The following is a 24,020-nucleotide window of genomic DNA, read 5'->3' on the forward strand; positions in this document are numbered from 1 at the left end:
AGGGCTTCCCAGGCCGTCAGAGGGCTACAGTGGCTGGCATGATGACCGCGCAACAGCGGTCACTGTTAACCGCTTTTTTGGGATCATCGAAATAGCTTGACTGACGCGGCTCCAGATGCTACCGTAAAAGGGGTACCGTCAGAAGACGCGAAGCCTCCCGTCTGGGATTGAAACTGCTCGTAGCATCCCTGAGAACCTCCAGGAGGATCTAGGTCAGAAGACGCGAAGCCTCCCGTCTGGGATTGAAACCCACACGCGCGCGTTGCTTCTCCTTGATCAATTATAAAGTCAGAAGACGCGAAGCCTCCCGTCTGGGATTGAAACCAGCCAGCCATTCTGATGCCACTCCGGCACCGCCAGGTCAGAAGACGCGAAGCCTCCCGTCTGGGATGGAAACACGCATTAATGGCCAGGCGAGGATGAACCGCGCGCCTGGGTCAGAAGACGCGAAGCCTCCCGTCTGGGATGGAAACAGCCGTACAAACCCCACCAGCTTGGCCAGGGCGGTAGCGTCAGAAGACGCGAAGCCTCCCGTCTGGGATGGAAACCTTTTTTGCGCAAAGCAGGCATCGCCCAGGCTGCCGTCAGAAGACGCGAAGCCTCCCGTCTGGGATTGAAACGGTTGGTTGAGCTGCTTCCCAAGCTCGTATCGATGGAGTCAGAAGACGCGAAGCCTCCCGTCTGGGATGGAAACACAATAGGCGCCGCCCCAGACCACACGCCGGCCATGAGTCAGAAGACGCGAAGCCTCCCGTCTGGGATGGAAACTGATTCAGCCACTTCGTGGCGCGTGCACCTCCCACCAGGGTCAGAAGACGCGAAGCCTCCCGTCTGGGATGGAAATGAAATAAAAATGAGGCGGTTCTTTGAGAACCGCCTCAGTCAGAAGACGCGAAGTAGCCCGTCTGGGATGGAAACCACGCTGTTGTTCTCGGGGCTCACGTCCCCCACCTGCATCTCCACCTGGTGGCCCAGCATCTCGGGGCGCCGTCTCAGTACAGTACTAGGGCGTGCACGTCACTGAGTGACCCGAGACACCACGAGGTGAAAAGCCCGCCATTGCCCCGCTCAATGCGCACCTGCGGGTCTTCCTCTCTCGCTGAACGCCAGTCGTCTGAGCGGCCTGGCACCGGTTCCTGTGTGCCTTTCTGGTCGTGGGAACGGCGCTGGCCTTCCGCGGGCAGACGATTCAGCGTCCGCCCAATCTCCAAGAACCAGCCCCCCATCACCAGCAGCCAGGCGACAAAAGCCACCCAGGTGAAAGGGACCGCCATTGCCTCAAAAAAGAGGCAGAATCTCCTCCCCTCTGCGTCAATGGCTTGCTTGACTGACTGATACCGGAGCAGGGACCGGCTCGCGTGGCGTCCACGGCTGGGCCGGTGCCTCCCACTCGGGGATGCCCGCCATCCGAGCGTCCACCCAGTCAGCAGCGTTGCGGCTCGCTGTTGCTGCGGGGGTCTCCTGTCCAAGGCCCAGAGAGACCTCGTCCAGGAGGGCGAGCAGGTCGAGAGCCTCATCCTCCTCGGTGAGCACCACGCAGTTGCGGGTCCGCACGCGCTGACGCCCAAAATAGAAGCGATTGACGGGCTTGGCCCCCTGCGCTCCCCGGCCTGCCGCCAGCCACTCCTCGTAGGTGCCATAGAAGATGGCCTGGGTCGGGCAGCTGCAGGGCAAGAGCCGTCATAGGATAGCGATCCTCCTCGCCGGGACCGCGACCGACCCACGGCTGACCTGCCCCGATGCGCGACCGATGCCACCGCCTGCTGCCCGCTACCCGCCAGGAGGCAGGCCAACTGACCACCTGACCAGGTGAAAAGATCAGGTGAAGCCGGCTGGTTGTCGGTCACCGATCCCCAGACGTTTGACCATGTTGGTGGGCCGTCAGGGACGCACTTTCATAGTGTAACATGGTCAAACTTTGTCTAAAATGGGTGATTTTTGTGAGAGGCTGAGCTTGTAGAGATAATGCAGCTCTTTCTCGAAGGGGAGGCTTTCCCCCTGGCCATTCTTCTTTGGCTCTATTGCACGCTGGCTGGTACGCGATGGCCGGAGTGCGGTGCTGAACGTCGGTCGCCACACCCACCCGGTAGGACCCTGCTAGGAACCCTCGCCCACCTGCCACACCTGCACCGTCTCATCATCGCTCGCCGAGGCGATACGCCTGCCATCGGGCGACCACGCCACCGCACTCACGGCATTAGTATGGCCGTGATAGGTGAAGACGTGGCCTCCATCCGCTGCGTCCCACACCTGCACTGTCTTGTCATCGCTCGCCGAGGCGATACGCCTGCCATCGGGCGACCACGCCACCTCCCACACGATAGCAGTATGGCCGTGATAGGTGAAGACGCGGCCTCCATCCGCTGCGTCCCACACCTGCACTGTCTTGTCATCGCTCGCCGAGGCGATACGCCTGCCATCGGGTGACCACGCCACCGCATTCACGGCATTAGTATGGCCGTGATAGGTGAAGACGTGGCCTCCATCCGCTGCGTCCCACACCTGCACTGTCTTGTCATCGCTTGCCGAGGCGATACGCCTGCCATCGGGCGACCACGCCACCTCCCACACGATAGCAGTATGGCCGTGATAGGTGAAGACGCGGCCTCCATCCGCTGCGTCCCACACCTGCACTGTCTTGTCATCGCTCGCCGAGGCGATACGCCTGCCATCGGGCGACCACGCTACCGCCAACACGGCCTCAGTATGGCCGCGATAGGTGAAGACGTGGCCTCCATCCGCTGCGTCCCACACCTGCACTGTCGCATCCCAACCCGCCGAGGCGATACGCCTGCCATCGGGTGACCACGCTACCGCCAACACGGCCTCAGTATGGCCGCGATAGGTGAAGACGTGGCCTCCATCCGCTGCGTCCCACACCTGCACTGTCGCATCCCAACCCGCCGAGGCGATACGCCTGCCATCGGGCGACCACGCTACCGCCAACACGGCCTCAGTATGGCCATAATAGGTAGTACGGCCATAATAGAGTCGATCAAGAAGGGAAGACACGAGTCGTCTTTGAGCAAGGGCCAGCCAGGTCATCCCGCCCCCCAGAACCATCACCCCTGCTCCACTGACGAGCAGGAGTACTCTGCGCCGTGAGAGGCGGTGCCGAGTCGGCCGAGGCCCCTCTGCTGGCAGGGAGAGGGAGGGACCGGCTGAAGGGACTGCTTGGGGTGCTTCCAGCACCGCGGTCTGCTCGACGGCTGCAGTGGCCTCCTCGGGATGCGACGCTTTCCCCAGAGGTCGCTCTTCTTCCTCACGAGCCGGCCGTGCAGACGTGGCCGCGTGCCATGCTTGCTCCAGCGCCTCCGCCAGCTCCTTCACACTCCCGTAGCGCTCCCGCCAGTCCTTCGCCAGCGCTCTCTGCACCACCTCCTCTACTCCCGCTGGCAGCTCCGGCACCTGCTCCCGCAACGACGGCGGCCGCTGATGCACATGCTGATACCCATACGCCACCAAGTCCGGCCCCGGAAACGGCCGCTGCCCACACAACCACTCGTAGATCACTACCCCCAACGCATACTGATCGCTCGCCCGATGCACTTCCCCCCGAAACGCCTCCGGCGCCATGTACGCCGCCGTCCCTCCCACCGCACGCGGATGCGCATACTGCGTCACCAGGGTGGCAATCCCAAAGTCGCCCAGCAGGATCTCCCCTTGCCGGCCGACCAGCATGTTCTCCGGCTTGATATCCCGATGCAACACCGGCGGCTCCTGCTCGTGGGCATGCTGCAAGGCGGCTGCCACCTGCTGCACGTAGCCCACCACCGTCTCCAGCGGCACGCGCGTCCCTGGGGGGTGCCGCTGCCGGAGCGTGCCCCCGGGGGCATACTCCAGCACCAGAAAGGGCTGCCCCCTTTCGTCGTCATAATCCAGGACGCGCAGAATCTGCGGATGGCCCTCTGACAGGCGCGCCATCAGCTGCGCCTCGCGCCGAAAGGCAGCCAGATCATTGGGGTCCAGGCGGTTTTTGAGCAGCTTCACTGCCGCCTGCGTACCCAGGATGACATGCTTGCCCAGGTACACCTCTGCAAAGCCGCCCTCGCCGAGCAGCCGGATGAGTCGGTACCGCCCTAGTTGTCTGCCGAGATGGCCCGCCATGATGGTGCTCCCCCTGTGGGTTCCCATCTCGCTCGCTGGTCCTCAAACACTGCTCTTCTGCTCTGGTTCTACTGTATCAATGAACTGCCCCTCTGTCAAGCAGTGCAGGCGTGCAGGCGGCCAAGGCCCAGGCGAAGGGCGCGATCAATCGCGCCCCGACGGACTGGCCCCCTTTCCTGGCGGCGCCCGGTTAGCTTCAGCGGACGGCCGTGCCCGTCCGAGGCGGCACGACTGGCCGCGGATGCCAATGGTCAGCGATTCGGGCACACTGCCACTTTCTCAGCCAGGCTGGTTTCTGGTACACTGGGGAAAGCAGCTTGCACCGGGCAAGAGCAGGCTACAGCTGTGGGCATCGCGGGCACTTGATCCCAACAGCTGGCACGTCCTGGCACGGGGGACACCCCGAGAGCAGAGCGGAGTTTCTCTCCCGATGGGCGCCACTTCGGCATCACGCCCGTGCTGCCGCGGCTGGTATGACAAGCCGGCTTTGTCGACGTGCACCTGCGAGCGCCATTGAGTGGTCGCTGGGCCCCGAGATGCACTATCCCGTCATCAAGGATGCTCTGATCGGGCTGGAGCTGATCCAGCCGTTTCTGGTGAAGATGCAGGTAGCGACCAGGGAGGGAGGAGCTGGAGCAGCTCTCTCAGCAGGCGCTCGCCGCGATGCAACCAGCAGCTGCGTGGAACAGCAGCTATCAAAGGGAGAGGAAAAGGAGCACAACATGACAGCATCCAGCGAGCAGGACTCGGAGTCAGACCAAGACCTGCTCTTTTCGCATCAAGCGCGAGACGGTTGCAAGAAGGAGCGCTTTGGCTAAGGGATTCTCTTTGAGGAACGGGTTCAATTTCGGCTCTGGAAGATACGGGCTGCCACTGAACGTCGAGCGAACTGTACCCTTAGCTTCGCCGCCAGCAGCGAAACGGCTAACGCTGGTTTACCATCACTATTATACTCTGATCATATCTAGCATGAAGATAAACTATTATGATCATTTATAGCACTATGGATCAGCTTCCCCAATCATCTCATCTACTATCGATAGGTTTTCCATCTTACCAACTGCGATAGAGAGAGCAGAGGGCAGTTGCGGTCAGGCCCACTGATAGAGAACTCCAACCTCAACAGTGCTGGCCGAACCATACCCCAGCTCGACCCGAAGAGGACGGCAAGCGGAGCGGGGCAGGAGCTCCTGTGGTCACTGTGCGAACAACCACTGAAGGAAGTCAACGGTTATCCGGGGCTGGGGTGTGCCGCACTTCGAGCATTACCGGCCTCCTGCAGGAATATTGAACCAGTAACCACTCACAATGCTCCGCGTTGCCATCGTAGCCCGATAGAGGTCCTCCTCTGTCACGTGTTGCCCACTAGGATTCGTATTCAATCCAGCCTTGTAGCCAGGCTCGCCAAAGCGAGGCAAGGGGCTGAGGATCTGGCTGGCCGTGCCCAAGACAGAAGCGCTCACGTCCAGGGCGACCGTCTTGGGCCGGAGCGCAAGACCTCTCAATATCCTGCATCTCGTGGTCGATTCAAAGCTCTCACTGGCGGAAATAAGAAGGCCAGAACGCTAAGCAGCACGATCGTTCCCCCGCTTGCCCAGAGGCCAGCGCGTAAGCCCACCAGATTCCCTAGTCCGCCCCCCAGCAGCGAGCCGAGCGGATTCAGCCCCATGGCTATGGCCACTATGGTACTGAATACTTTGCCACGCTGGTCCTCTGGTATCATCTGTAAACAGTGGGCAGTAGCAACAATTTCGACGACTATGAAAGCCAACCCGAGTAGCATCTGGGCAATGTAGAGCAGCCAGACGGTCGTTGCTGTTCCCATGAGGGTGATGGCCCCACCCATGATCACTAACCAGCCGCAGATCACGGTCGCAATAGATCGGAGATGCTTTCCTACCAGGCTCATCGCTACCGTACCCACTGCTGTGCCGATCCCCGCACAGGCTGCCATCAGACCATACTGGGCCGCCGAGGCGTGCAAGACATACCTGACCAGCAATGGGACCAGCACGCCTGTTACATTATTGAGAGCGTTCGTGAGCGCGATGAGGAGGACGACTATCAGGATGCCCTTCTCTCGCCAGAGAAAGCGGAGGCCAGTGGTCAGCTCAGCAAAGAACGTGCGCGGTGAGGAGGACACGGCTCCACCACGAGAGGGCTGGGGCTTTCTCTGAGCTCGGAGCAGGAGAGTAGAGCACACGGCGATCACAAAGGTCGCAGCGTCAAAGAGCAGGGCAACTGGCACACTCCAGCGGGCGATCAAGAAGCCACCGAGGGCCGGGCCAAATAGGAGCGCCAGCTGCTGGCTCAGTTGTCGCAGAGAGGTTACCGCATAGTAGTCCTCGGGAGCGACCAGCATGTTCCAGAGGACAAGTAGCGATGGCCCCGCAAAGGCCATCACCAGGCCGAAGATGAAAGAGGCACAGATGACCAAAGGCAGCGAGACCCAGCCCAAAGTGACCGCCAGGGCAAGGAGAAAGACGAGCAGACCTCGAAGCAGATCGGACCAGAGAAGAATGGATCTGGGAGAGCGGTCGGCCCAAACGCCTCCGATGAGTAGCATCAGGATGGTGGGAAGGTAATTGATCGCCAACAGTGTTCCAACCAGCAGGCTGGAGCCGGTCAGGCCGGTGACTAGCCAGATCAGGGCGATATCATAGCACTGGTCGCCGCAAGCTGAGATCGTTTGTCCAAGCCAGAGCACGGTGAAGTCTCTGGAACGGATGGGTGCCAGGGCCTGCTTCAAGATAGTCCTGATTTCAGGCATCCTCGACAGCCTCCTCACGTCTCTCACGCTGGAGTGCCCGCCGTCTCCTTTCGGCCCCTTCAGGGCCGAGGAATCCACCAGCCCTTAGATCCAACACTATACCTTGAAGAGGCTCAATATGACGAGCAGACCGTTGCAGTGCCTGCCTTATGGTTTAGATCTAATCTACTACGCATGGTATAGGTTAAAAGCTTGAATGTCAAGAGAGGGAGACTCTGGCATATCTGTATCTGCCTATCTTTAATATATTTTTAATAACTGATTAGAACTTGCCATGTTAGCTCGGTGAGGCATAAGAAAACGTGCAGAATCAGGTAGACCCCTCATCGTGTGCAAGCAGCTTACAACCCTTAGACAGTCTCTCGAAGCCAAGCAGCAAGTGCTTGTTGCATTTAGTTCGACTCTTGCCAGTGCCAGATAGCTTCGGCGTCTTGCGCCAGAGGTAGGCACTGATCTCCTGACGCGTTGCGGTCACGGCCACCGCAGTCCGCAGCGCTGAGCTTTGGGCAGCGTAGCGCTCAAGCTGATTCGTCAGGCCTCTCTCTCTGTCCTGATGCTCCGTTCTCACGGCGAGATGCTGGCCGGTCCGCAACCAGGCTATGAACGCCCTCGTGGGACCGTGGTGCCGCTCGATGGGCCTGTCCACGCTAAGGCTGCCCTGGAATCCACCGCGGCGCTGGTGCACGCCCTGGCCACCATGCATCTGCTAGCGGTTGTGGAGGTCGACGAAGAGGCGGAGGATGAGTCTGCCAGAGGTAAGCGCGAGCGACGACTGGCCCGAGCCCGCCGCTATCCGGCTCACGCCGTGGAAGAGATCCACGCCGGGCTTGCTGCCCTCCAGGCCGCTGGCCTGCAGCTTGAGCTGACCTGGTCGGTGCATACCGGCTCTGATGGAGCGCAAAACCATTCTTGATGTGGCTGAGCACAACCAGGACTCTGGTAGAGACGCCTCTGCCCGGAGGCTGTGATCTGCCGGTCATGTCGACCCACAGCAGAGAGGACCTGAATCGCTGGCTCCTGGGGAGCATGACCGAGCGGGTGCTGGAACGGACCCGCCTGCCGCTGCTGGTCGTTCGCCCCCAGGGAATCGAAGCAACCCCGCGCCCGCCCTGGGGCACGCTGCAGGACGACCTTGACTGAGCGGTCGCCAGTCGGAGACCACAACCGGAGCAAGGGAGTCACCAGCCATAGCTACAGGTCCTCTCGGACCTGCACGCAGGCTCTCCCAGACACAGCGAGGCCAATGTGCTGGTGGCTCCTTGGCGCTCCCATCCTTCTCTCACGGGTGTCCCTTGATCAGCTCGCTCCCTTCCCACAACAGGAAGGTTTACCTGCATCAGCTGCTCCTCGGGATGGTAGGCCAGCTGAAAGCCAAGTGTACGGCAGATCCGCAGCATGGCCTGCTTCTCCGGCACCATGCGGCCCTGCAAGCGTTGTAGGCCCTCCTGCCGGGCGATCTCCATCAAGCGCCGCAACAGCTTCGTTCCCAGTCCTTGCCCCTGCACCTGATCGCCAATTAGCAAGGCAAACTCGGCCTCCTCCCGCGAGATGGCCATCAGGGCCAGCACTCGATCGTAGTCGATGAAGCAGCGGTCCACCAGCCGCTCATGGGCGATGCGCTGGCTCAGGCCAAGGACATGCAGCCAGCGCAGGTAGACAGTGCGCTCTGAGAGCCGCTTGTGGAAGCGCACCACCAACGGCTCGTCTTCCGGGCGAATCGGGCGGATCGTCACCAGCGTGCCATCAGGGAGCTGTCAGTTTTCGAGGTAGTGGCTCGGGTAGGGACGAATGGCCAGGCGCGGCAGTGCTATTTCGGGCACATCAATCGAATGCAGCACGATCCGGGCATCGAGCGCCAGCAGATGATCGCCCGCTGCCAGCACGGGGTTGATGTCGCACTCCCTGATCAGCGGCTGCTCGACAATGAGCAGACTGAAGCGCACCAGCAGACGCTCGAGTGCCGCCAGATCCACCGCGGGCAGTCCGGCAGCCCCATGCTGGAGGGCGGTGAAGATGCGCGTGCGCTCCAGCAGGCGTCGCGCCAGCGTCGTGGTCAGCGGCGGCAGTGCCAGGGCGGTATCGCGTCGCACCTCGACCAGGCGTCCACCGCTGCCAAAGAGCAGGACCGGCCCAAACTGCGGGTCGCAGAAGCTGCCCACGATCAGCTTGTAGCCCTCCAGCGTGACCATCGGCTGCACCGTGACCCCCTGCATCTGTCCGGCTCCCGCCTGGCGCTCTGCAGCCTCGGCGACGGCCCGATAGGCCTGCCGCACCTCCTCAGCCGTGCGTAGGACCAGGCGGACGCCCCCCATACGGCTCTTGTGGGTGATCGTAGGGGAGAGCAGCTTCAGAACCACCGGGGAACCGAGCTGCTCCGCCTGCTGGACGGCCTCGTCTTCGGTGAGCGCGATGCGAGTCTCGACGATCGGTATGCCGTACGCCTGAAGGACCGCCTTCGCCTCCGGCTCGCTGAGCAGCGTGTGCCCGGCCTGGCAGGCCGCGGTCAGCCAGCCGGCGACCTGCGCGCACCGACCAGCGCTCTCCTTGGGATTATCCACCACACTGGGCGTCTCGTATCAGCAGCGGCGCCTTCTCTCGTCGAGGAAGATCCCTTCTGCCAGGTGGCGAGCTGTATCTGCGGTCGCAGGTTCTGACTCAGCGCTCCAGGGGCACAACGGGGCCATAGCGCTCTCGATAGAGCCGTTTCCAGCGTGCGAGCCAGCGCGAGGCGATCTGTTGCTCAGTCTCGCCCTGGTCGTAGGCTGGTGACAGCAATGGGGAAGCCTGTTCCACAGTGATCAAGACGATGTGCTGGATGGGACTGCGCGTTCCGCGCTGGCGATAGAAAGCCAGCATCTGCTCAAACAAGGGACCCTCACCATGTACGGTCGCTGTCCCTTTAAACCGATAACCTTTGCGCGCCACCGGATCAACGACGTTGATTTCGAGAACCGGGCGTTCCTTCAGATTGGCGATAGTGCCCGGCGAGCAAATATCCGCGAAGATCAGGTGGGAGTCATCCCAGACGGCGATGGTCCCTTTGGGCGACAGGTTGGGGGTGCCGTCGGGGCAGACGGTGGCGACAAACGCCAGCCGCTGTTCGTCAACGACACGTTTCATCTCCTCGGTGAGGCGCACGGCGCGTGCTCGCTGCATCGGGTATCCTCCTGACGGAGCTGACCGCTTTTCACAGAGTGTACAAGCTGGTCGTCTTTTGTGCAAGTGGCTGGAGGGCAGTATGAAGCAAGAGAGGCGCAGAGAACCAGCGTTCCTGCAGGCTGCCCCAGCTGCTGTGGCCAGTCACCCCACGTGAGGTGGAGGATGGCAAGACTCTCTCTCTGACTTGTCAGAGCTGGAGTCAGCAACGCAAATCTTTTGCGATGAATTGCCTGTCGCTTCGAGGATCCCGGCTCACGCTGGTCCATGCAGCAATCCTTGAAAGGCTCTAGAAGCGGCCTGGGGGCATCATTGGATATTGGGAGCGCTCCCAAAAGTGGTCCCGATGGCCCTTTTTTGGGAAATGCTCGAATCGGCTTGACGGAGACCGCTCCAGATGCTCTCGTAGAGAGGGGGCTGTCAGAACCAATCAGAGGAAGAGCCCGCTTGGGATTGAAACCCGACGGGGGCGGAGCCGACCACGGCACCCGGTGCGCCGCGTCAGAATCGTGCCAGCTGAGGTCATTCTGTTGGTCCATTGCGGCCAGCAGGGCCGGGCCGGCGGGTCCTGGCTGAGAGGCGCTGTCCTCTTGGCACCGGCGTCAGCAGGGCCTACCTGGTCACAGATGTCTGCCCGTGTTTCCTGTCCTGATGGTGATGCGCATCAGCATGCATCATAGATATACAAGTGTCATTGGATAGTGTATACTATGGCTAGCAGCCCACTCGCTGCTGACGCTGTCGCAGGCATGGAGCATGCGCGCATAGGTGCTGCGCGGCAGATTGTCCTCAGGAGAGCAGAGGGAGTCGCCGAGCATGACAGCGGAAGCGACAGGCGAGGGTGCTGCCAAGGAACGGCGGGACCTGCCTCCCTCTCACCTCGACTGGAAAGGAGCCATGACCCTGCATGAGCGAGCAGCCGTCATCTTCTGCCAGCGATCAGCTGTCCCCTGCCGAATGGTTGCAGGTCTGGCTACAACTGGTACCTGCCCCTGAGACAACGGGAGCAACCGATCTCGCCCTGCTCACGGCCCTGCAGCACGAGCTGGCGACCGAACTCCAGCGCGAGGGCTTTGTCCTCCCAGCTCCAGCCCCCACCGGCCAGAAGGGAGCCGACCTCGTCACCGAGGCCTGGCTGCTCGTGCGGCAGGTGGCTGGCGCTGTCTGGCAGCACCATGCCGCCATCGCCGAGGGGCTGGCCGACCTGAGCGCCCTCGTCACCCTCTTCGAGAAGCTGCTCCCCGTCCTCAAGCGTCTGCGCGAACGGCACGCCAGGCTCGTGGGACCGCAGGCCAGCCAGGAGCAGCCGCTGAGCTGGACGATCGAGCTGGGGGAGGCCAGGCTTACGCTGGAGGCGCCGGATCTGGACCAGGTCCAGGCAGCACTGCAGCTGGCTCGCAGGATCCAGAACGCCCTCGCTGGCTCTCGCTCTGGGTCTGGAACACCGGCAAAGCTGCCCAACAAAGTCAGGGTGAGGGGCACCGTCCCCCCGCGCCGGAAGCGGAAGCGCCGCTAACGCCAGCCCGCTCGCTCCCAGCAGAAGCCCCAGGAGCCAGCTATGGATGAGAGACAGCACCTGAGAGAAACAGCCAGCTTCTGGAGAGACAGCGATTTGGGCGATCTGGAGGTGCTGCATGCCAGCTATCTGACCCATGCCTTTGCCCCCCATCGCCACGCTTCCTTTGTGCTGAGCATCATCGATCAGGGTGCAGGAGCGCTCTGGTACCGTGGTGCCATCCATCTTGCGCCCGCCGGCAGTCAAGGTCTGGCTGAACCCGGATGAGATCCATCCGGGTCAGGTCGCTGGCACGCAGGGGTGGGTCTACCGCGCCATCTATCCAAGCACGGAACTGGTCGCAGAGCTGGCTGCAACCGTTGCCGGGTGTTCCTGGCATGCCTATTTTTCGCCAACGCCTATTCTCTCCGATCAGACCCTGGCAGACCTCCTGAGCCGTTTGCAGACGGCACTGGCCGAAAACAGACCCCTCCTCGAACGTGAATCCTGGCCCCTGCACACCTATGCCTATTTGCTCACGCGCCACGCAGAGCGGCCTCTGGTGGCCGGATCGCTCCGTCCAGAGCTGCGAGCCGTACGGGTGGCCAGAGAGTACCTGGAAGCGCACTTTGCCCAAATATATCGTTGACACAGCTGGCCAGAGTGACCGGTCTCTCGCCGTTCCACCTGGCGCACACCTTCCATCAGGTGATGGGCTTGCCGCCCCATGCGTACCTGAATCAGCTGCGGCTGGAACAGGCCAAGCAGCTCTTGCTGGCAGGGCACCCGATCGCTACGGTTGCCTACGCCGTTGGCTGCGCCGATCAAAGCCACCTGACCCGACAGTTCAAGCGTATCTATGGCGTGACGCCGGGGCAGGTGTTGTACCACTGCAAGAATAGACAAGACTGAGCCTCTTGCCCACAGATATGCTGTGCCATAGCATCTGTTCTCCTACAGAGAGGAGGTCCTATGACGCAGAAAGGCTGGTTCCTCTCTCTGGCAATGACCGTGTTCTGGGGGATTCCCTACTTCTTTTTTTTTATTAATTAAGATAGTGGTGAGGGAACTGGATCCCCTGGTGGTCGTCTTTGCCCATGTGACCACGGCGACGGCGGTTCTGTTGCCAAGAGCAGCCCACCAGCACGCTTCGAAACTGGTGGGCAAGAGAGGGTACCTTCTTCCTCTCTTTTCCTTGATCCAGATCGTCGGACCGTTTCTCTTCATCAGTTACGGGGAGCAGCACCTTGCATCGTCACTGACAAGCTTGCTGATCGCCACTGAACCGCTCCTGGTCGTCCTGCGCGCTCTCCGCGTCGATAGGAGTGAACGGGTTAGGCAGTTGCGCCTGGTCGGGTTGCTCACAAGCATGGGAGGCGTCGTCCTGTTGCTGGGTCTGGATGTGGGGGACGATGGGCAACAGCTGCTGGGAGCAGGGCTGGTACTCCTGGCAACTACAGGCTATGCTGCTGGTGCCTTGCTCGTCAAACAACCTCTGATCACTTCGCTCCCTCGCCTGGCGTGGTCACAAGCGAATGTGCTCTTGCGACCCTCGTGCTGGCCCCTTTCGCGATCCTGCGCTGGCCTGGCTCCTGACGCGAGTCGGGAGCGACGATAACTTCCTCGCGCTGCGCCCTGTCGCCAAGCTGCCTCAGCTGGGAACGGCTTCCCCCGTCCATCGGGGAGCGATTCAGCGCGCCCAGACGAGCGAAAAGTGACCGGATGGCACGAGGCGGCGGGGATCGCTTTTCGCTCGCGTGCTCTCTCAGGATTTCAGAGGCGCTGCCTACCGCACGACTTCCGCCTGCTAACCACCTGCTAAAAGTGGAGCAGGCAGACATTCACTAGATAGAAGAACCATGCTCCGCTCGCACTGGAAGGTCCGCAGAAGCAAGAGAGCCACTAGCTGGGGAGGAGTGTGAACTTTCTCCGGCAGTCACAGGCGCAGCTGCTGCCGGGCGGATGAGCGTGCTGGCCCGTCTCCATCCGCCGCCGACCACTTGCGCGGGCGCGGATTCTGGGTAGGTCTCGTCGGCTTCATCGTTTCGTTGATCGGGAGCATTTGGATGCTGATCGATATCCTGAGAGCCCCAAGGAGCGAGGGAGCGGTCAGCCCTCCAGGGGCGAGCCTATGCTGTAGCGCGCCGCGCGGCGGTGCGCAGTGACCGGCGACCAGCCTGGTCTTGCTGGCAAAGGGTAGCGGCTGCTCGCTCATGCAGGGTCATGGCTCCTTTCCAGTCGGAAGGAGAGGGAGGCCGGTCTCGGCGTGCCTTGCAGGAAGGCGTCGGCCCAGCAGGTGGCCTCATAGAGGGCGGATCCCAGCGCGGGGTATCTGGTCACGAGGGGGAAAACGGCAGGAAAGTACCAGAATGCCTCGTGTCGTCCCATGTCCCGCAGCCAGGCGTGTTGGATGAGGCAGATAGCCTCAGCCTCACGCCCGTAGCCAATCAATACCCTGGTCAGGCTGATCAGGGCCTCAGTTTCCTTTGAGCTTGGGAGAAGGCCGATCAGCACCTGAACGACCTCGGGCAGCCATCGCTCGGCGTCTTGCCTATGCCGAGCGTTCGCCAGTGCTTGGGCCAGCTTGGTCAGGGCTAGAGCTTTATGGGCGCTGTTCTCAGGAAGAGAGGAGATGATCCCTTGAGCATCCTGCCAACGTTCTGCGATGGCCAGGGAAGCTGCCAGGTTGCTGAGCGCCTGCGCTTTCCGCCAGCCATCTTGCTCATCAGGAAGGGCGGCGATGAGCTGTTCAACTTGCTGCCAGCGCTGTTCGGCCTCTGGCCAGCGTTGCATCTCTGCGAATGCCGTGGCAAGCCTTGTAAGGACTTCCACTTTGTCACTATCCTCGGCGAGTAGTGTGGCAAGTTCTTCGGCCTGCTGCCAGCGCTGTTCGGCCTCTGGCCAGCGCTGTGCCTCTGCCAGGGCTTTGCCCAAGGCTATGAGGGACCCAGCTTTCCGCCAGTCCTGCTCGGGAAGAAAGGAGATCACCCGTTCGGCCTCTGGCCAGCGCTGAGCGCTGATGAGCGCCTCGGCCAGGCTGGTGAGGGTCGGGGTTTTTCGCCAGCCATCTTGCTCATCGGGCAGGGCGGTGATGAGCTGTTCAGCCTGCTGCCAGCACTGTTCGGCCTCTGGCCAGCGCTGTGCCTCTGCCAGGGCTTTGCCCAAGGCTATGAGGGACCCAGCTTTCCGCCAGTCTTGCTCGGGAAGGAAGGAAATCACCCGTTCGGCCTCTGGCCAGCGTTGGGCATTCGCTAATGCTTCGCCCAAGTGGCTAAGCGCTGAGAACCTCTCCTGCTCCTCAGGGAGGGAGGAAATAAGGCGTTCGGCCTGAACCCAGTACCGTTCAGCGTCCCGCCAGCGTTGGGCCTTCATCAATGTCCTGGCCAGTTGGATGTACACTTTGGCTTTACTCCAGTCGTCACAGGTATAAGATGCAATATCTCTTCCTACCTGCAGCCAGCACCGTTCCGCTTCCTGCCAGCACTGGGCGCTTACTAGAGCATCGCCCAGGCCAATCAACGCCGCCTTGCCGTATTGATCAAGGTACGTGGCTATGAGCTGCTCGGCCTGTAACCAGCACTGTTCGGCCTCCTGCCAGCATTGGACCTCTGCTAATGCCTTGGCGAGTCCCGCGAGAGCCTCCACTTTGTCGCTGTCATCGGAGAGCATAGTGATCAGCTGCCGCACCTGCAGCCAACACCGTTCAGCCTCTGGCCAGTGCCGAGCATCCGCCAGGGCCTTGCCCAGCGCTGTGAGGGCTGCGGTTTTACTCCAGTGCTGTTCGGGAAGGAAGGAGATCACCCGTTCGGCCTCTGGCCAGCGCTGAGCGTTGATAAACGCCTTGGCCAGGCTGGTGAGGGCCAAGGTTTTCCTCAAGCCATCTTCGGGCAGCTGAGAGCTAAGCTTTTCGGCCTGCTGCCAGCATTCTTCTGCTCTGGGCCAGCATTTTGCACTCGCCAGCGCTGCTCCCAGTTCGATCAGTGCATCGACCCGGTTCCAGTCATGATCAGGGAAGGAGGCAATAAGGTGTGCTGCCTCTTGCCAGCAGTCTTCGGCCTGCTGTTGGCGAAGCGACCACATCGCCAGTGCTTTACCCAGCCTGATAAGAATCTTTACTTTCTGCTTGGCGTTAGAGAGCGATGTGCTAAGCTGTTCGGCCTGCTGCCAGCATTGTTCAGCTTGCAATGGCCGCTTTGCCGCTGCCAGAGCTTGACCCAGCCGCACTAGTAGAGCTGCTTTAGTAAATGCATCTTCAGACAGACCAGCAATCACTTGCTCGGCCTGCCGCCAGCAGCGCTCTGCCTCCTGCGGCAGCGCTGCCTCCGCCAGCACCTCGCCCAGATCGATGAAACAATGCGCTTTGTCTGGGCCATCAGCGAGCAGCGCGATGCGTTGCTCCGCTCGCTGGCAGAGCTGCCATCCCTCCTCACGGCGTCCTGGCTGCCTCAGCAACCACTGCGCCAACTCCATCAGCAGATCCGCTTGCCGCTCCCGCTCCGTGAGCAGCTCCACCAGCCCCAACGCCTTCGCCTCCTGGCCCAACTGGCACAGCAGCAGGAATGCCTCATCAGGATAGGCATCCGCCCGACTCCCCAGGCTGCTGCGCAGCAGCGTGTAGCCCCACAGTCGCGGCAGCTGCTCCAGCTGCTCCTCCAGCGTCTCCCCCACTGCCGCCGCAGCTTGCCGCCCCAGATCCAGATCCTGCGCGTAGTCGCGCATGCTCGGGTCGGCCTGCACCTTCGCCCGCCCATAGCTCCCCTCGTCCAGCACCGCAAAGAGCCGCTCCCATTCCCCCGCCTCGTAGAGATGCCGCACATAGTGCCGCTGTCCATACTGCCGCCGACGCCGCTCGGCTTCCTCCTTCGCCCCAGCTTGCCAGAGCCGCGCCAGTCCCCCCTGCTCGCACCAGTGAGCCAGCAGCCCGTGCCAGCGCCGTTCCTCCTCCTCATCAAACAGACCCGCTGGTTCCCGCTGCGGCCCGTCTGGCTCTCCCGACCCGCCACGCAGATAGTCCCGCAACTTGAGATGAAAGAGGGTGTAGCCCCCCTGCTGGTCGCGCATCACCAGCCCACCCAGCCGCCGCAATCCCTCCTGCACCTCCTCCAGGTCAATCTCTCCCTGGCCCGCCAGCCCCACGAGCTGCCGCAGCGCTGGGACAGGCAGCGGCTCCTGCGCCACCAGCAAGATCCCCAGCAGCGGCTTGAGCACCCGTCGCCACTGCCCTCGCTCCCTTCGCAGCCGCTCCAGTGCCAGCGTAAACACCTGCTCCGGGTCGCTGCTCAGTCGTTCGACCAGGGCCTCCACCTCCCCTGGCGCCAGCCTCCGCCGGACCGCCAGCTCCTTCGCCAACAGATCAAGAAAGAGGGCGTGCCCGTCCAGCACCTCATAGCTCCGCCGCTCCAGCTCCGCAGAGAGGTGCACCTGCCGCTGCCGCAGCAACTCCGCAAAATCGCCGGCGGAGAGCCGGGGCAGCGGATACACTCGCCGGGGCTTGGCCAGCTCCAGCGGCTGCAAGGTATCGTCCGGGCGCGTGCCCAGCACGAAGACGATCCCGGGCGGCGGATGGCCTGGTCCCTGCGGCAGAAAGCTCAGATCCCTCCAGCCGCTCTGCGGATCAGGCTGCAACTGGTCCAGCCCATCGATGAAGATGACCTCCTGCTTTCCGTGCCGTGCCAGCTCCTGCAGCAGCTGCGCAAAGGCAGCGCTCAGGGCCGCCCGGTTTTCCCCAACCAGCCACCAGGTCGGCAGTTCATACTTGAGCACCAGGCGCGCCAGCAGCTCCTGCAGCAAGGCGACCTGGTAGTCGGGAGGCGGCACTTGCGGAATGAAGTGAAAGAGCACGCGCTCTTCGCTCCCCTGTGCTCGGGCCTGGTCCTCGATCAACCTGGCTATCAGGCAGCTTTTGCCCTGACCGGCTTCCCCCGTGATGAGGACGTAGCCCCCCGAGGGCAGCAGCTCCTCTACCAAGCGCCAGACTGCCGCCTGCTCCTCTCGGCGCCCCACGCAGCTGCGTCGGCGATCCTCGTAGAAACCATCCCGACGGCGCACCAGCGCCCGGAGCCGCTGCCGCTCCTTGTCTTCCGCCCGAGACCGTTGCCGCGCTTGAGCCAGCTGCGGATAGCGTGCCAGCACCAGATCATCGCCCGCTCCGTAGAACCGCGGCGACTGCTCTGGCACCGCCTGCTTCAGACAGGTAAACAGCTGCCCGAAACAAATGGTTCCCTGCTCATCCGCCGCCTGTGGCACCCCGCCCCGCAAGATCTTGAGCAGCTGTCCGGTGAAGCGTCCATGCCCATCCTCTTCTTTGGCTGGCTCCAGGCCTGTCGCCGTCAGCGCCAGACGCACGCTCCCCGCCGGCGCCGGGCTACGCTCGCCTGGTTCTCCAAAGTAATAGGCCAGGCGCCGCTGCAGTTCATCCAGGGAGGGATCGGGCGCGCTCTCAGCGAACTTGCCCCCATAGCAGCAGTCCAGGATGAGGAGCAGCTGCGCCGCTCGCTCGTGCTCAAAGAGGATCTGCCGCAGCCAGCGAAACGAGAGGTGCGCCGTGGAGTCGATCTTCAGATGGGCAGGCTCAAAGTCGGCCGTCACCAGATAGACCTCATCCAGACCGGCCTCGCGCGGTAGGACTTCGGCATGGCCACTGAAGAAGACCAGCCCGAAATCCTCCTCCTGGAGCTCCAGGGCCAGGGCCAGCACGGCCTTGCGAACCTGCTCGGTCGTGGCTTGCGCACCCAGCACAGGAGGAACCACCAGGCAGAAACCGCAACCGTCTTGTTGCAGCACCTCCGCCATGCCACAGGCATCGGCCTCGGCAAAAGCGAGCGGTGCCCGGCCAGGGGCAGGAGGTCCATTGACCCCGATCACCAGCGCCAGCCGCCGACCACGATCCGTCTTCCCTTTCGGCGGAGCACCCGTCGTCATGTGCGATGTCTCCTGGTGCTGTCCTGTCATCGGTCTGCAACATCTCCAGGCACGTACCCCACGCACTGCTACGATAGCAGAAGCCAGTGGGCTGATAGAAAGAGTATACAATACACAATCATACTTGTCTATCGATGATGCAAGCTGACGTGCATGCAATACCAGGACCGCGCCCCGCTCGCATCTTGCCGCTGCCGCTCAGCTCGTTCCCTCCGGCAGGATGGAGGGCTACCGCCGCTCGCTTCAGCTATTATACTAGAGAGGTGTACAGGAAACGTGCTCATGGGTGACAGCGAATGCGCCTCCATCTTCAACAGAGATTTGCGACGATATTGCTGGCTCGATCGAGGAGTCACTCTCAGCTATGGCAGCAGCAGAGAATCGCACTTCAGAGCAGCCTTTGGACCCGGTGAGAGGCCCTCAACCGGCCTTCGCAGCACAAGAGCCGCGAGCGCAGGCAGAGCGACAGGCCACTGAGGAGCAGCGACTGCGCTCGCTCGCTGTGGACGCCTTTAGTCGCGCCATGCTGCGGGATCGCCTGAAGAGCTTCGTGGGCAGGAATGGCGAGCTGCAGGAGCTGCGTCGGCAGATCTCGGAGCTCCTTGCAACCGGCGGCTATCTGGCGATCACCGGCGCAGCCGCACAGGGGAAAAGCAGCGTGATGGCGAAGCTGGTGGACCTCTCTCGCAGCGGGCACCGCGAGAGGCCGAAAGATTAGGTCATTCATCACTTCATTCCTCTGAACGCCGGGCCCCAATACCGGGTGATCCTGCTCAGACACCTCATGGCAAGCCTGGTTGTCAAATATCATCTCCCCACGTTCTATCTTGCCAAACGACGATTTGCAGGCATTGTGTGGCTGCTTTCGCCTTTTGCTCGAAGAGGTGGTCAAGCGCTCAGGCCAGGAGGTGATCTTTATCGATGGGCTGGATCAGCTGCCAGAGGAGACCGGGGGCATGGGCGACCTGGGCTTGCTCGCCGGAGGGAGACCACCGGCGGGGATCGTCTTTGTCCTGAGCACACGGCCCAACGCGTTGCACTCCCTCCAGCTGCAGAAGCCTCTCCGGGAATATGCTCTTCCGGCTCTCAGCCTGCAGGATTTTGAGCAGATGCTGCAGCGTCGCTGGCCGGATCGCGCAGGGCCCCCCGTGCTCCTCGAAGCCTCCCTCATCAGGAGGATCTACGAGCGGTTGGAAGGCCATGCCCTCTTGCTCGGGCTGGCCGCCGAAGCGCTGGCTCAACAGCGGGAGAGTCCGCCAGATGAGATCTTTCAGCATCTGTCAGTGAATCCCCAGTCTCTGCTTTCACTGGCGCTGGATCGCGCAGGACGCAGCAGCCCTGCTCTCGCAACGCTCTGGCAGCGGGTGACCAAGCCGGTCCTGGCCGTGTTGCTGACTGCGTGTGAGCCAGTAGAGAGGACACATCTGCAAGAGATAGTGAGCTTGCAAGCACCGGCGAGAGGGGGCTGCCCCCATCGATGATCAGGAGCTGGCCGCCGGGTTAGAGCGCCTCCAAGGGCTGGTCGTGGGAGATCTGCAGGGGGAGGGGGCGCCTTACTCGTTAGGTCATGGGCACCTGCGCGACTACTTGCGCCGGGATCAGACGCGACCGGACAAGGAGTATCTCTTTGATGAGGAGGATGAGCAGGAGTGGCAGAGTATCCTGGCAGCCTGGTGTGAGGAGGGCGGCCTTGATCGGATCTGGCAGGACGCGACGCACGATCCCGGCGAGCAGCGGCGCCGCCTCTATGCCCGCCAGCACTATATCACGCATCTCTACCAGGCGGGTCTGCGCCAGTGGCGGCGGCTCTTCGCGCTCCTGGATGAAGGCAGCTATGGGCGGCAGAAGGTGCAGGTTGAGGACAGCTTCCGTCTGTACGACCGCGATCTGCAACTGGGGCAAAGGGCTGCCGCTTCCAGCTGCTGGAGCCAGGATGAGGCCGTGCGCCTGCTGCCCACGCTCTGTCGCTATACGCTGCTACGTGCCTATCTGAGCGAGAACACCTTGTGGTATCCCTGGTGGTATACTGACGAAGCCTTCCAGCTCATGCTACTGCTCGGGAAGGAGCGCAAGGCACTGGCGCTGGCCGAACGGCAGGACACGCTCTCAAGTAGCCATTTGCTTCTGCTGATCGCGCGACACCTGGCAGCGATGCCCGGGAGAGAGCGGCAGGCCCAGCAGCTCTGGCTGAGAGTGCAGGGCCGAGTCCTGGCCGTGCAAGACGACCCTTCGCAAGAATCTGCCCTTGAGCAGGTAGTTGAGGCCCTGGTGGAGGCGCAGCTACTGGAGGAGGCGGAACGGCTCATTCACTTCATCGAGGATCGTTTCAGGCAAGGAAGGGCATGGTACCGATTGGCTCAAGCCCTGACGCAGGCTCAGCGCTTCGATGAGGCCGAGCGAGTTATCCGCTCCATCGAGATGATCCCTCCAGGCAAGCAAAGGCCTGGTGCCAGTTAGGCCTGGCGTCGGCCCTGGAGCAGCAAAGTAAGGAGTGGTCACATGGCCCTCATTCGCCTCCTCTTCCCGCACCGCCAGGCGCGATTAGCACCGGCCCTGGCCCAGGCCACCCCCACGGACCTGGCTGCTTCCGGCGGGCCTCCCTCCATCCGTCAGCGCCAGTAGCTGGAGGACATGCCGTATTTGCTGCCCAGGGACCTGCTGGAAGACCAGCGCCTCAACTACCAGTATCACGCCCTCTATCGCACCTTGAGCAACCACTACCTGGCCCCGCTCACCGCGGAGAACACCCGCACGATTCTGGACGTGGGCACTGGCATCTGGGCCTTCGAGCTGCACGCCCTCTTCCTCAGAGAGCAGCCGGGGGACGAGCCTCCAGCTTCCGCCGGGAAGAAGCAAGAAGACCATCCATGAGGGAGTCTCCTCCTTTCTGGGCTGGTGATTCATTTTCGCCAGTGCAGTGACCAGCCAGGAGGGAGTGTAGCAGAGCGCCCTGGAAGCGAGCCGGCAGCGTCCAGGAACGACGCAGGAGCGAGACAGGAAGCAAGTGGTTTCCAGCCACGGCAGGCAGGTGGTCGTTGGAGGCGTAATGAGCACCACCGAGACCATCGTGGCTCAGTGTCCTCACGGCGCACCCCGGCTGGAGTGGCTTGTGAAGCGCATGGAGAACAACGGTCTGACAGAGGGAGCGGGAGACGGGACTCGAACCCGCGACAGCCTGCTTGGAAGGCAGGTTGTCCCTTGAGCGGCAGCCCACTGCCTGAAGCCGCTCTCCAGGCGGCTTGACAGGAATCGCTTCCTCTTGCTGCACGCTTCACACAAGTGGTCATAGCTTCCTCACTCGCTGACTCCTTGCCTTCCCCGAGAAAGGACTACCTGCCCCTTCCCCGGTCTGCTGGCAAATGTGTTCTCCTGGCTGTGTTGTCTGCACTGTCCCTTACTATATCCTCTCCTTTTAGAAAAGGCAAGAGAGTCAAGTGTTCACACACTCTCTGGCCGCTAGAATTCTCTTCAGAGCCAGCAAGATCTCTTTGGCCCCTTTCAACTGGACGCTGCCTGAAACGCCTTACCAATCGGAGATCGCCTGCGTCCAGATTCCCTCTGCCGTTTACGGAGATCGCTGGCCTGCTCAGTCGCTCCTCCTTCGATGGCTGAGCCAGCAGCCCTTTTCCATCCGCAGCTCCTGTCCACCCAGGGAGAGCTGCCGGGTCTCATCTGCTCCTCTGGCCCCGCTGAGGAAGGGAGACCCAGCAGTGTTTCTTAGCTGATGATCGCCTCCAGCCAGGCGGCCAGCTCCACCAGCCGGAGCTGGCGTGGCTGCTCGCGGCGATCGAAGGGATCGCTCACGATAATCTCCCGCAAGGCTTTCGGCGAGCTGATATGACTGTAGAGGCCGTAGAGCAGATCCAGAAAGCGCTCCAGATCCTCGGTCGTGTACCCTGATGGAGCTGGCCCATAGGTCTTGAGCAGACGCTTGCGCCGCGCAGGGGAGAGCGTTGGTTCCGCCTCTTGCTGTGTGGCTCGATACCGATCCCGGTCTCCAGACCTGACAGGTGACATAGGAATGCGTGGCCTCCTTTCTTCCAAGAGCAGAGATACGTTACAGACGAGGAGCATGCTGGCAGCTATGTTCGCCCAGACCGAGGAGCAAAGAAAGGAAGCCGGCTGGCTGCTGTATGCCAGCCAGCCGGCTTCCACCCTGCTGACTAGGGCTTCCCTGGCACTGGGAGCGAGAGAACGGGTTGGATCAGGAGCAACACCAGGCCCAGTAAGCACCCTCCACTCCAGAGAAGATTCAGCAGACAGAGCCAGCGGCTGGCGAAGCAGCCGGCCCAGAGGAGCCGTGGCCGAAAGCCTTCAGTCTGAGGCTGGTGCTCTATCGACACCGGCTGTGCTCGTGCTGGGACAGAACCCTCCTGTTCCTGGCCAGCCTCATCGCGGGGAAACGCCAGGGCATCAATGCCCAGAAGTGCCAGGGCACGTTCCCACCTACAGGCAAACGGCACGCCTGCCCGGTAGGCGCTTGCTCCCCACTGGCAGAGCTGCTCGGGAGGCAGGAGCACTGCCAGCCGCTCCGCGCTGGCCTGACAGCGTCGCAGCAGCAGCTCCTGCTCTTCTACAAGCGGCCCTGTTGCTGGAAACCGCACGAGCAGCGCTGGGGCAGCTGTGGGCAACCCTGCGATAATGGCTTCAAAGGTGTCAGTGGCCGCGAGCTCGATGAGGGCCAGGTCAGGATGCTGTCCCCCTGGACCAGCCAGATCAGCAGCACTTCGAAACCAAAACAGCTGCATCAAGATGCTCCTTTCGAGTCGAGCGAAGGCTGAGTCTGCCCTCCCTCTCGCTCACTGCTCGCCTCTGGGACTGAAGGATCAGCTCCGTCCCCGTTGCTGTCCAGCGCCGTTCATTGCCATCCGAGCCGGTGGCGAGAGGCAGGCAGCAGATGCGAGGTCGCCTCTTCCCTTCCCGCTCCCTTCTTGCGTCTCTCCCTGGCAGGCTATGGCCAGGCAGAGATGTGAGAGGGCAGTTATGCCGCTGTACTGAGGGAATGGACTCCAGGAATGGTCGTGGCAATCACTTGCGTTGGACCCACAATCACCTCGATTGTCACGGTCGGAATGAAGGCATAGACCATGTTCGAATAGACCTGCGACGTCGTGGAGAGGTAGGATGCTTCCGCTCCTGTCCCCAGATCGGGCAGGTACACACTGATGCTGGCTCCAGCCAGGAAAGTGAAGCCGCGGCCCCAATAGGTATTGCAGAGCAATGAGTGACGGACTTGCGCCAGGCCAATCGTGCGTGCCTCCCAGCGAATGGGTACCTCGGTAACAGTCCGTGCATCCAGGGAGCACCCTTCGACGATCGGATCAGTTCCTGTGCAAAACCTTGGTTTGTCCCTGGGCAGGACGGTCGAGCAGGTCTCGAACGACTTTGTTCTGGCCAGACTGGGGGAAGCTGGCCAGAGTAACCAGCTCATCGCCAACAGCGCTAGCAGGACCAGGACCAGCAGCCAGCACAGCCTGCGTGCCTTCCTGGCCCACAACAGACAGCGATGCCAGCGCGGCTGGGCAAAGCGACATGGAACGGGATTCACCTGAGTCCTCCTTCCTGGTGAGG

The 24,020-nt window shown here is 62.1% G+C and carries 25 protein-coding genes and 1 CRISPR repeat array; of the genes, 12 read left to right on the forward strand and 13 right to left on the reverse strand.

The window, feature by feature from the left end:
- Positions 1 to 137: 137 nt before the first annotated feature.
- Positions 138 to 912: direct repeats of the CRISPR family, unit length 31 nt; unit sequence GTCAGAAGACGCGAAGCCTCCCGTCTGGGAT.
- Positions 913 to 992: 80 nt separating this feature from the next.
- The 5 genes from AC6H1L_RS01425 to AC6H1L_RS01445 form a co-directional block, all read right to left on the reverse strand.
- On the reverse strand, positions 993 to 1,274 hold the full coding sequence (locus AC6H1L_RS01425; protein ID WP_497599775.1) for a hypothetical protein: 282 nt from the start codon (positions 1,272 to 1,274) through the stop codon (positions 993 to 995).
- A gap of 37 nt (positions 1,275 to 1,311) precedes the next feature.
- A complete protein-coding gene (locus AC6H1L_RS01430; RefSeq protein WP_497599776.1) occupies positions 1,312 to 1,674 on the reverse strand; it encodes a hypothetical protein in 363 nt (120 codons plus the stop codon).
- Between the two features lie 423 nt (positions 1,675 to 2,097).
- Positions 2,098 to 4,134, reverse strand: coding sequence for a protein kinase domain-containing protein (locus AC6H1L_RS01435; protein WP_497599777.1), 2,037 nt, complete (start codon positions 4,132 to 4,134; stop codon positions 2,098 to 2,100).
- A 1,238-nt stretch (positions 4,135 to 5,372) separates the two neighbouring features.
- Complete coding sequence (locus AC6H1L_RS01440; RefSeq protein WP_497599778.1) at positions 5,373 to 5,570, reverse strand: hypothetical protein; 198 nt, start codon at positions 5,568 to 5,570, stop codon at positions 5,373 to 5,375.
- 38 nt (positions 5,571 to 5,608) lie between these two features.
- Positions 5,609 to 6,877, reverse strand: a complete 1,269-nt coding sequence (locus AC6H1L_RS01445; RefSeq protein WP_497599779.1) for an MFS transporter — start codon at positions 6,875 to 6,877, stop codon at positions 5,609 to 5,611.
- Between the two features lie 502 nt (positions 6,878 to 7,379).
- Here AC6H1L_RS01445 and AC6H1L_RS01450 point away from each other — a divergent pair.
- A complete protein-coding gene (locus tag AC6H1L_RS01450) occupies positions 7,380 to 7,790 on the forward strand; it encodes a hypothetical protein (RefSeq protein ID WP_497599780.1) in 411 nt (136 codons plus the stop codon).
- A gap of 65 nt (positions 7,791 to 7,855) precedes the next feature.
- Complete coding sequence (locus AC6H1L_RS01455; protein WP_497599781.1) at positions 7,856 to 8,017, forward strand: universal stress protein; 162 nt, start codon at positions 7,856 to 7,858, stop codon at positions 8,015 to 8,017.
- 38 nt (positions 8,018 to 8,055) lie between these two features.
- On the opposite strand, the gene AC6H1L_RS01460 is transcribed toward AC6H1L_RS01455, so the two are convergent.
- From AC6H1L_RS01460 to AC6H1L_RS01470, 3 genes are all read right to left on the reverse strand, one after another.
- Positions 8,056 to 8,610 carry a GNAT family N-acetyltransferase gene (locus AC6H1L_RS01460; protein ID WP_497599782.1) on the reverse strand — a complete coding sequence of 185 codons (555 nt, stop codon included), beginning with the start codon at positions 8,608 to 8,610 and terminating at the stop codon, positions 8,056 to 8,058.
- Between the two features lie 21 nt (positions 8,611 to 8,631).
- The gene (locus AC6H1L_RS01465; protein WP_497599783.1) at positions 8,632 to 9,435 is read right to left on the reverse strand and encodes an acetate--CoA ligase family protein; all 804 of its coding nucleotides are present in this window, start codon (positions 9,433 to 9,435) and stop codon (positions 8,632 to 8,634) included.
- A 97-nt stretch (positions 9,436 to 9,532) separates the two neighbouring features.
- Positions 9,533 to 10,033: a pyridoxamine 5'-phosphate oxidase family protein gene (locus AC6H1L_RS01470; RefSeq protein WP_497599784.1), complete on the reverse strand. Its 501-nt coding sequence runs from the start codon at positions 10,031 to 10,033 to the stop codon at positions 9,533 to 9,535.
- 907 nt (positions 10,034 to 10,940) lie between these two features.
- Here AC6H1L_RS01470 and AC6H1L_RS01475 point away from each other — a divergent pair.
- The 5 genes from AC6H1L_RS01475 to AC6H1L_RS01495 all read left to right on the forward strand — a co-directional run bounded on the left by AC6H1L_RS01475 (position 10,941) and on the right by AC6H1L_RS01495 (position 13,146).
- Positions 10,941 to 11,549, forward strand: a complete 609-nt coding sequence (locus tag AC6H1L_RS01475) for a hypothetical protein (protein WP_497599785.1) — start codon at positions 10,941 to 10,943, stop codon at positions 11,547 to 11,549.
- Positions 11,550 to 11,591: 42 nt separating this feature from the next.
- Entirely contained in the window at positions 11,592 to 11,816 is a 225-nt protein-coding gene (locus tag AC6H1L_RS01480; protein WP_497599786.1) for an AraC family ligand binding domain-containing protein, read from the forward strand.
- Positions 11,761 to 12,177, forward strand: coding sequence for an AraC family ligand binding domain-containing protein (locus tag AC6H1L_RS01485; RefSeq protein ID WP_497599787.1), 417 nt, complete (start codon positions 11,761 to 11,763; stop codon positions 12,175 to 12,177). The genes AC6H1L_RS01480 and AC6H1L_RS01485 overlap by 56 nt, the downstream gene beginning before the upstream one ends.
- Positions 12,174 to 12,440, forward strand: coding sequence for a helix-turn-helix transcriptional regulator (locus AC6H1L_RS01490; RefSeq protein WP_497599788.1), 267 nt, complete (start codon positions 12,174 to 12,176; stop codon positions 12,438 to 12,440). Before AC6H1L_RS01485 ends, AC6H1L_RS01490 begins: the two co-directional genes overlap by 4 nt.
- Before the next feature lie 148 nt (positions 12,441 to 12,588).
- On the forward strand, positions 12,589 to 13,146 hold the full coding sequence (locus AC6H1L_RS01495) for an EamA family transporter (protein ID WP_497599789.1): 558 nt from the start codon (positions 12,589 to 12,591) through the stop codon (positions 13,144 to 13,146).
- A gap of 318 nt (positions 13,147 to 13,464) precedes the next feature.
- Here AC6H1L_RS01495 and AC6H1L_RS01500 read toward each other — a convergent pair whose 3' ends face one another.
- Both AC6H1L_RS01500 and AC6H1L_RS01505 read right to left on the reverse strand, forming a co-directional pair.
- Positions 13,465 to 13,743 carry a hypothetical protein gene (locus tag AC6H1L_RS01500; protein WP_497599790.1) on the reverse strand — a complete coding sequence of 93 codons (279 nt, stop codon included), beginning with the start codon at positions 13,741 to 13,743 and terminating at the stop codon, positions 13,465 to 13,467.
- A complete protein-coding gene (locus tag AC6H1L_RS01505; RefSeq protein ID WP_497599791.1) occupies positions 13,740 to 18,449 on the reverse strand; it encodes an AAA family ATPase in 4,710 nt (1,569 codons plus the stop codon). Before AC6H1L_RS01505 ends, AC6H1L_RS01500 begins: the two co-directional genes overlap by 4 nt.
- A 364-nt stretch (positions 18,450 to 18,813) precedes the next feature.
- Between AC6H1L_RS01505 and AC6H1L_RS01510 the strand changes: the two genes are divergently transcribed.
- The 5 genes from AC6H1L_RS01510 to AC6H1L_RS01530 all read left to right on the forward strand — a co-directional run bounded on the left by AC6H1L_RS01510 (position 18,814) and on the right by AC6H1L_RS01530 (position 21,320).
- Positions 18,814 to 19,167: a hypothetical protein gene (locus AC6H1L_RS01510; protein WP_497599792.1), complete on the forward strand. Its 354-nt coding sequence runs from the start codon at positions 18,814 to 18,816 to the stop codon at positions 19,165 to 19,167.
- A gap of 109 nt (positions 19,168 to 19,276) precedes the next feature.
- On the forward strand, positions 19,277 to 19,930 hold the full coding sequence (locus AC6H1L_RS01515; protein WP_497599793.1) for a hypothetical protein: 654 nt from the start codon (positions 19,277 to 19,279) through the stop codon (positions 19,928 to 19,930).
- 43 nt (positions 19,931 to 19,973) lie between these two features.
- Entirely contained in the window at positions 19,974 to 20,906 is a 933-nt protein-coding gene (locus tag AC6H1L_RS01520; RefSeq protein ID WP_497599794.1) for a hypothetical protein, read from the forward strand.
- Between the two features lie 42 nt (positions 20,907 to 20,948).
- Entirely contained in the window at positions 20,949 to 21,071 is a 123-nt protein-coding gene (locus AC6H1L_RS01525; RefSeq protein ID WP_497599795.1) for a hypothetical protein, read from the forward strand.
- A 9-nt stretch (positions 21,072 to 21,080) separates the two neighbouring features.
- Positions 21,081 to 21,320, forward strand: coding sequence for a hypothetical protein (locus tag AC6H1L_RS01530; protein ID WP_497599796.1), 240 nt, complete (start codon positions 21,081 to 21,083; stop codon positions 21,318 to 21,320).
- An 846-nt stretch (positions 21,321 to 22,166) separates the two neighbouring features.
- Here the strand turns inward: AC6H1L_RS01530 and AC6H1L_RS01535 are convergent.
- The 3 genes from AC6H1L_RS01535 to AC6H1L_RS01545 all read right to left on the reverse strand — a co-directional run bounded on the left by AC6H1L_RS01535 (position 22,167) and on the right by AC6H1L_RS01545 (position 23,997).
- Positions 22,167 to 22,466: a hypothetical protein gene (locus tag AC6H1L_RS01535; RefSeq protein WP_497599797.1), complete on the reverse strand. Its 300-nt coding sequence runs from the start codon at positions 22,464 to 22,466 to the stop codon at positions 22,167 to 22,169.
- A 146-nt stretch (positions 22,467 to 22,612) separates the two neighbouring features.
- Positions 22,613 to 23,197, reverse strand: a complete 585-nt coding sequence (locus tag AC6H1L_RS01540) for a hypothetical protein (protein WP_497599798.1) — start codon at positions 23,195 to 23,197, stop codon at positions 22,613 to 22,615.
- A gap of 233 nt (positions 23,198 to 23,430) precedes the next feature.
- The gene (locus AC6H1L_RS01545) at positions 23,431 to 23,997 is read right to left on the reverse strand and encodes a hypothetical protein (protein ID WP_497599799.1); all 567 of its coding nucleotides are present in this window, start codon (positions 23,995 to 23,997) and stop codon (positions 23,431 to 23,433) included.
- Positions 23,998 to 24,020 lie beyond the last annotated feature (23 nt).

The sequence above is a fragment of the Thermogemmatispora argillosa genome, from assembly GCF_059696725.1.

Bases quoted from the DNA above. Each gene is read 5' to 3' on its own strand.
- AC6H1L_RS01470 (WP_497599784.1), bottom strand. From the start codon at position 10,033: ATGCAGCGAGCACGCGCCGTGCGCCTCACCGAGGAGATGAAACGTGTC.
- AC6H1L_RS01530 (WP_497599796.1), top strand. From the start codon at position 21,081: ATGCCGTATTTGCTGCCCAGGGACCTGCTGGAAGACCAGCGCCTCAAC.
- AC6H1L_RS01435 (WP_497599777.1), bottom strand. From the start codon at position 4,134: ATGGGAACCCACAGGGGGAGCACCATCATGGCGGGCCATCTCGGCAGA.
- AC6H1L_RS01535 (WP_497599797.1), bottom strand. From the start codon at position 22,466: ATGTCACCTGTCAGGTCTGGAGACCGGGATCGGTATCGAGCCACACAG.
- AC6H1L_RS01475 (WP_497599785.1), top strand. From the start codon at position 10,941: ATGAGCGAGCAGCCGTCATCTTCTGCCAGCGATCAGCTGTCCCCTGCC.
- AC6H1L_RS01505 (WP_497599791.1), bottom strand. From the start codon at position 18,449: ATGACGACGGGTGCTCCGCCGAAAGGGAAGACGGATCGTGGTCGGCGG.
- AC6H1L_RS01510 (WP_497599792.1), top strand. From the start codon at position 18,814: ATGGCAGCAGCAGAGAATCGCACTTCAGAGCAGCCTTTGGACCCGGTG.
- AC6H1L_RS01425 (WP_497599775.1), bottom strand. From the start codon at position 1,274: ATGGCGGTCCCTTTCACCTGGGTGGCTTTTGTCGCCTGGCTGCTGGTG.
- AC6H1L_RS01445 (WP_497599779.1), bottom strand. From the start codon at position 6,877: ATGCCTGAAATCAGGACTATCTTGAAGCAGGCCCTGGCACCCATCCGT.
- AC6H1L_RS01500 (WP_497599790.1), bottom strand. From the start codon at position 13,743: ATGAGCGAGCAGCCGCTACCCTTTGCCAGCAAGACCAGGCTGGTCGCC.
- AC6H1L_RS01455 (WP_497599781.1), top strand. From the start codon at position 7,856: ATGTCGACCCACAGCAGAGAGGACCTGAATCGCTGGCTCCTGGGGAGC.
- AC6H1L_RS01480 (WP_497599786.1), top strand. From the start codon at position 11,592: ATGGATGAGAGACAGCACCTGAGAGAAACAGCCAGCTTCTGGAGAGAC.
- AC6H1L_RS01540 (WP_497599798.1), bottom strand. From the start codon at position 23,197: ATGCAGCTGTTTTGGTTTCGAAGTGCTGCTGATCTGGCTGGTCCAGGG.
- AC6H1L_RS01525 (WP_497599795.1), top strand. From the start codon at position 20,949: ATGGCCCTCATTCGCCTCCTCTTCCCGCACCGCCAGGCGCGATTAGCA.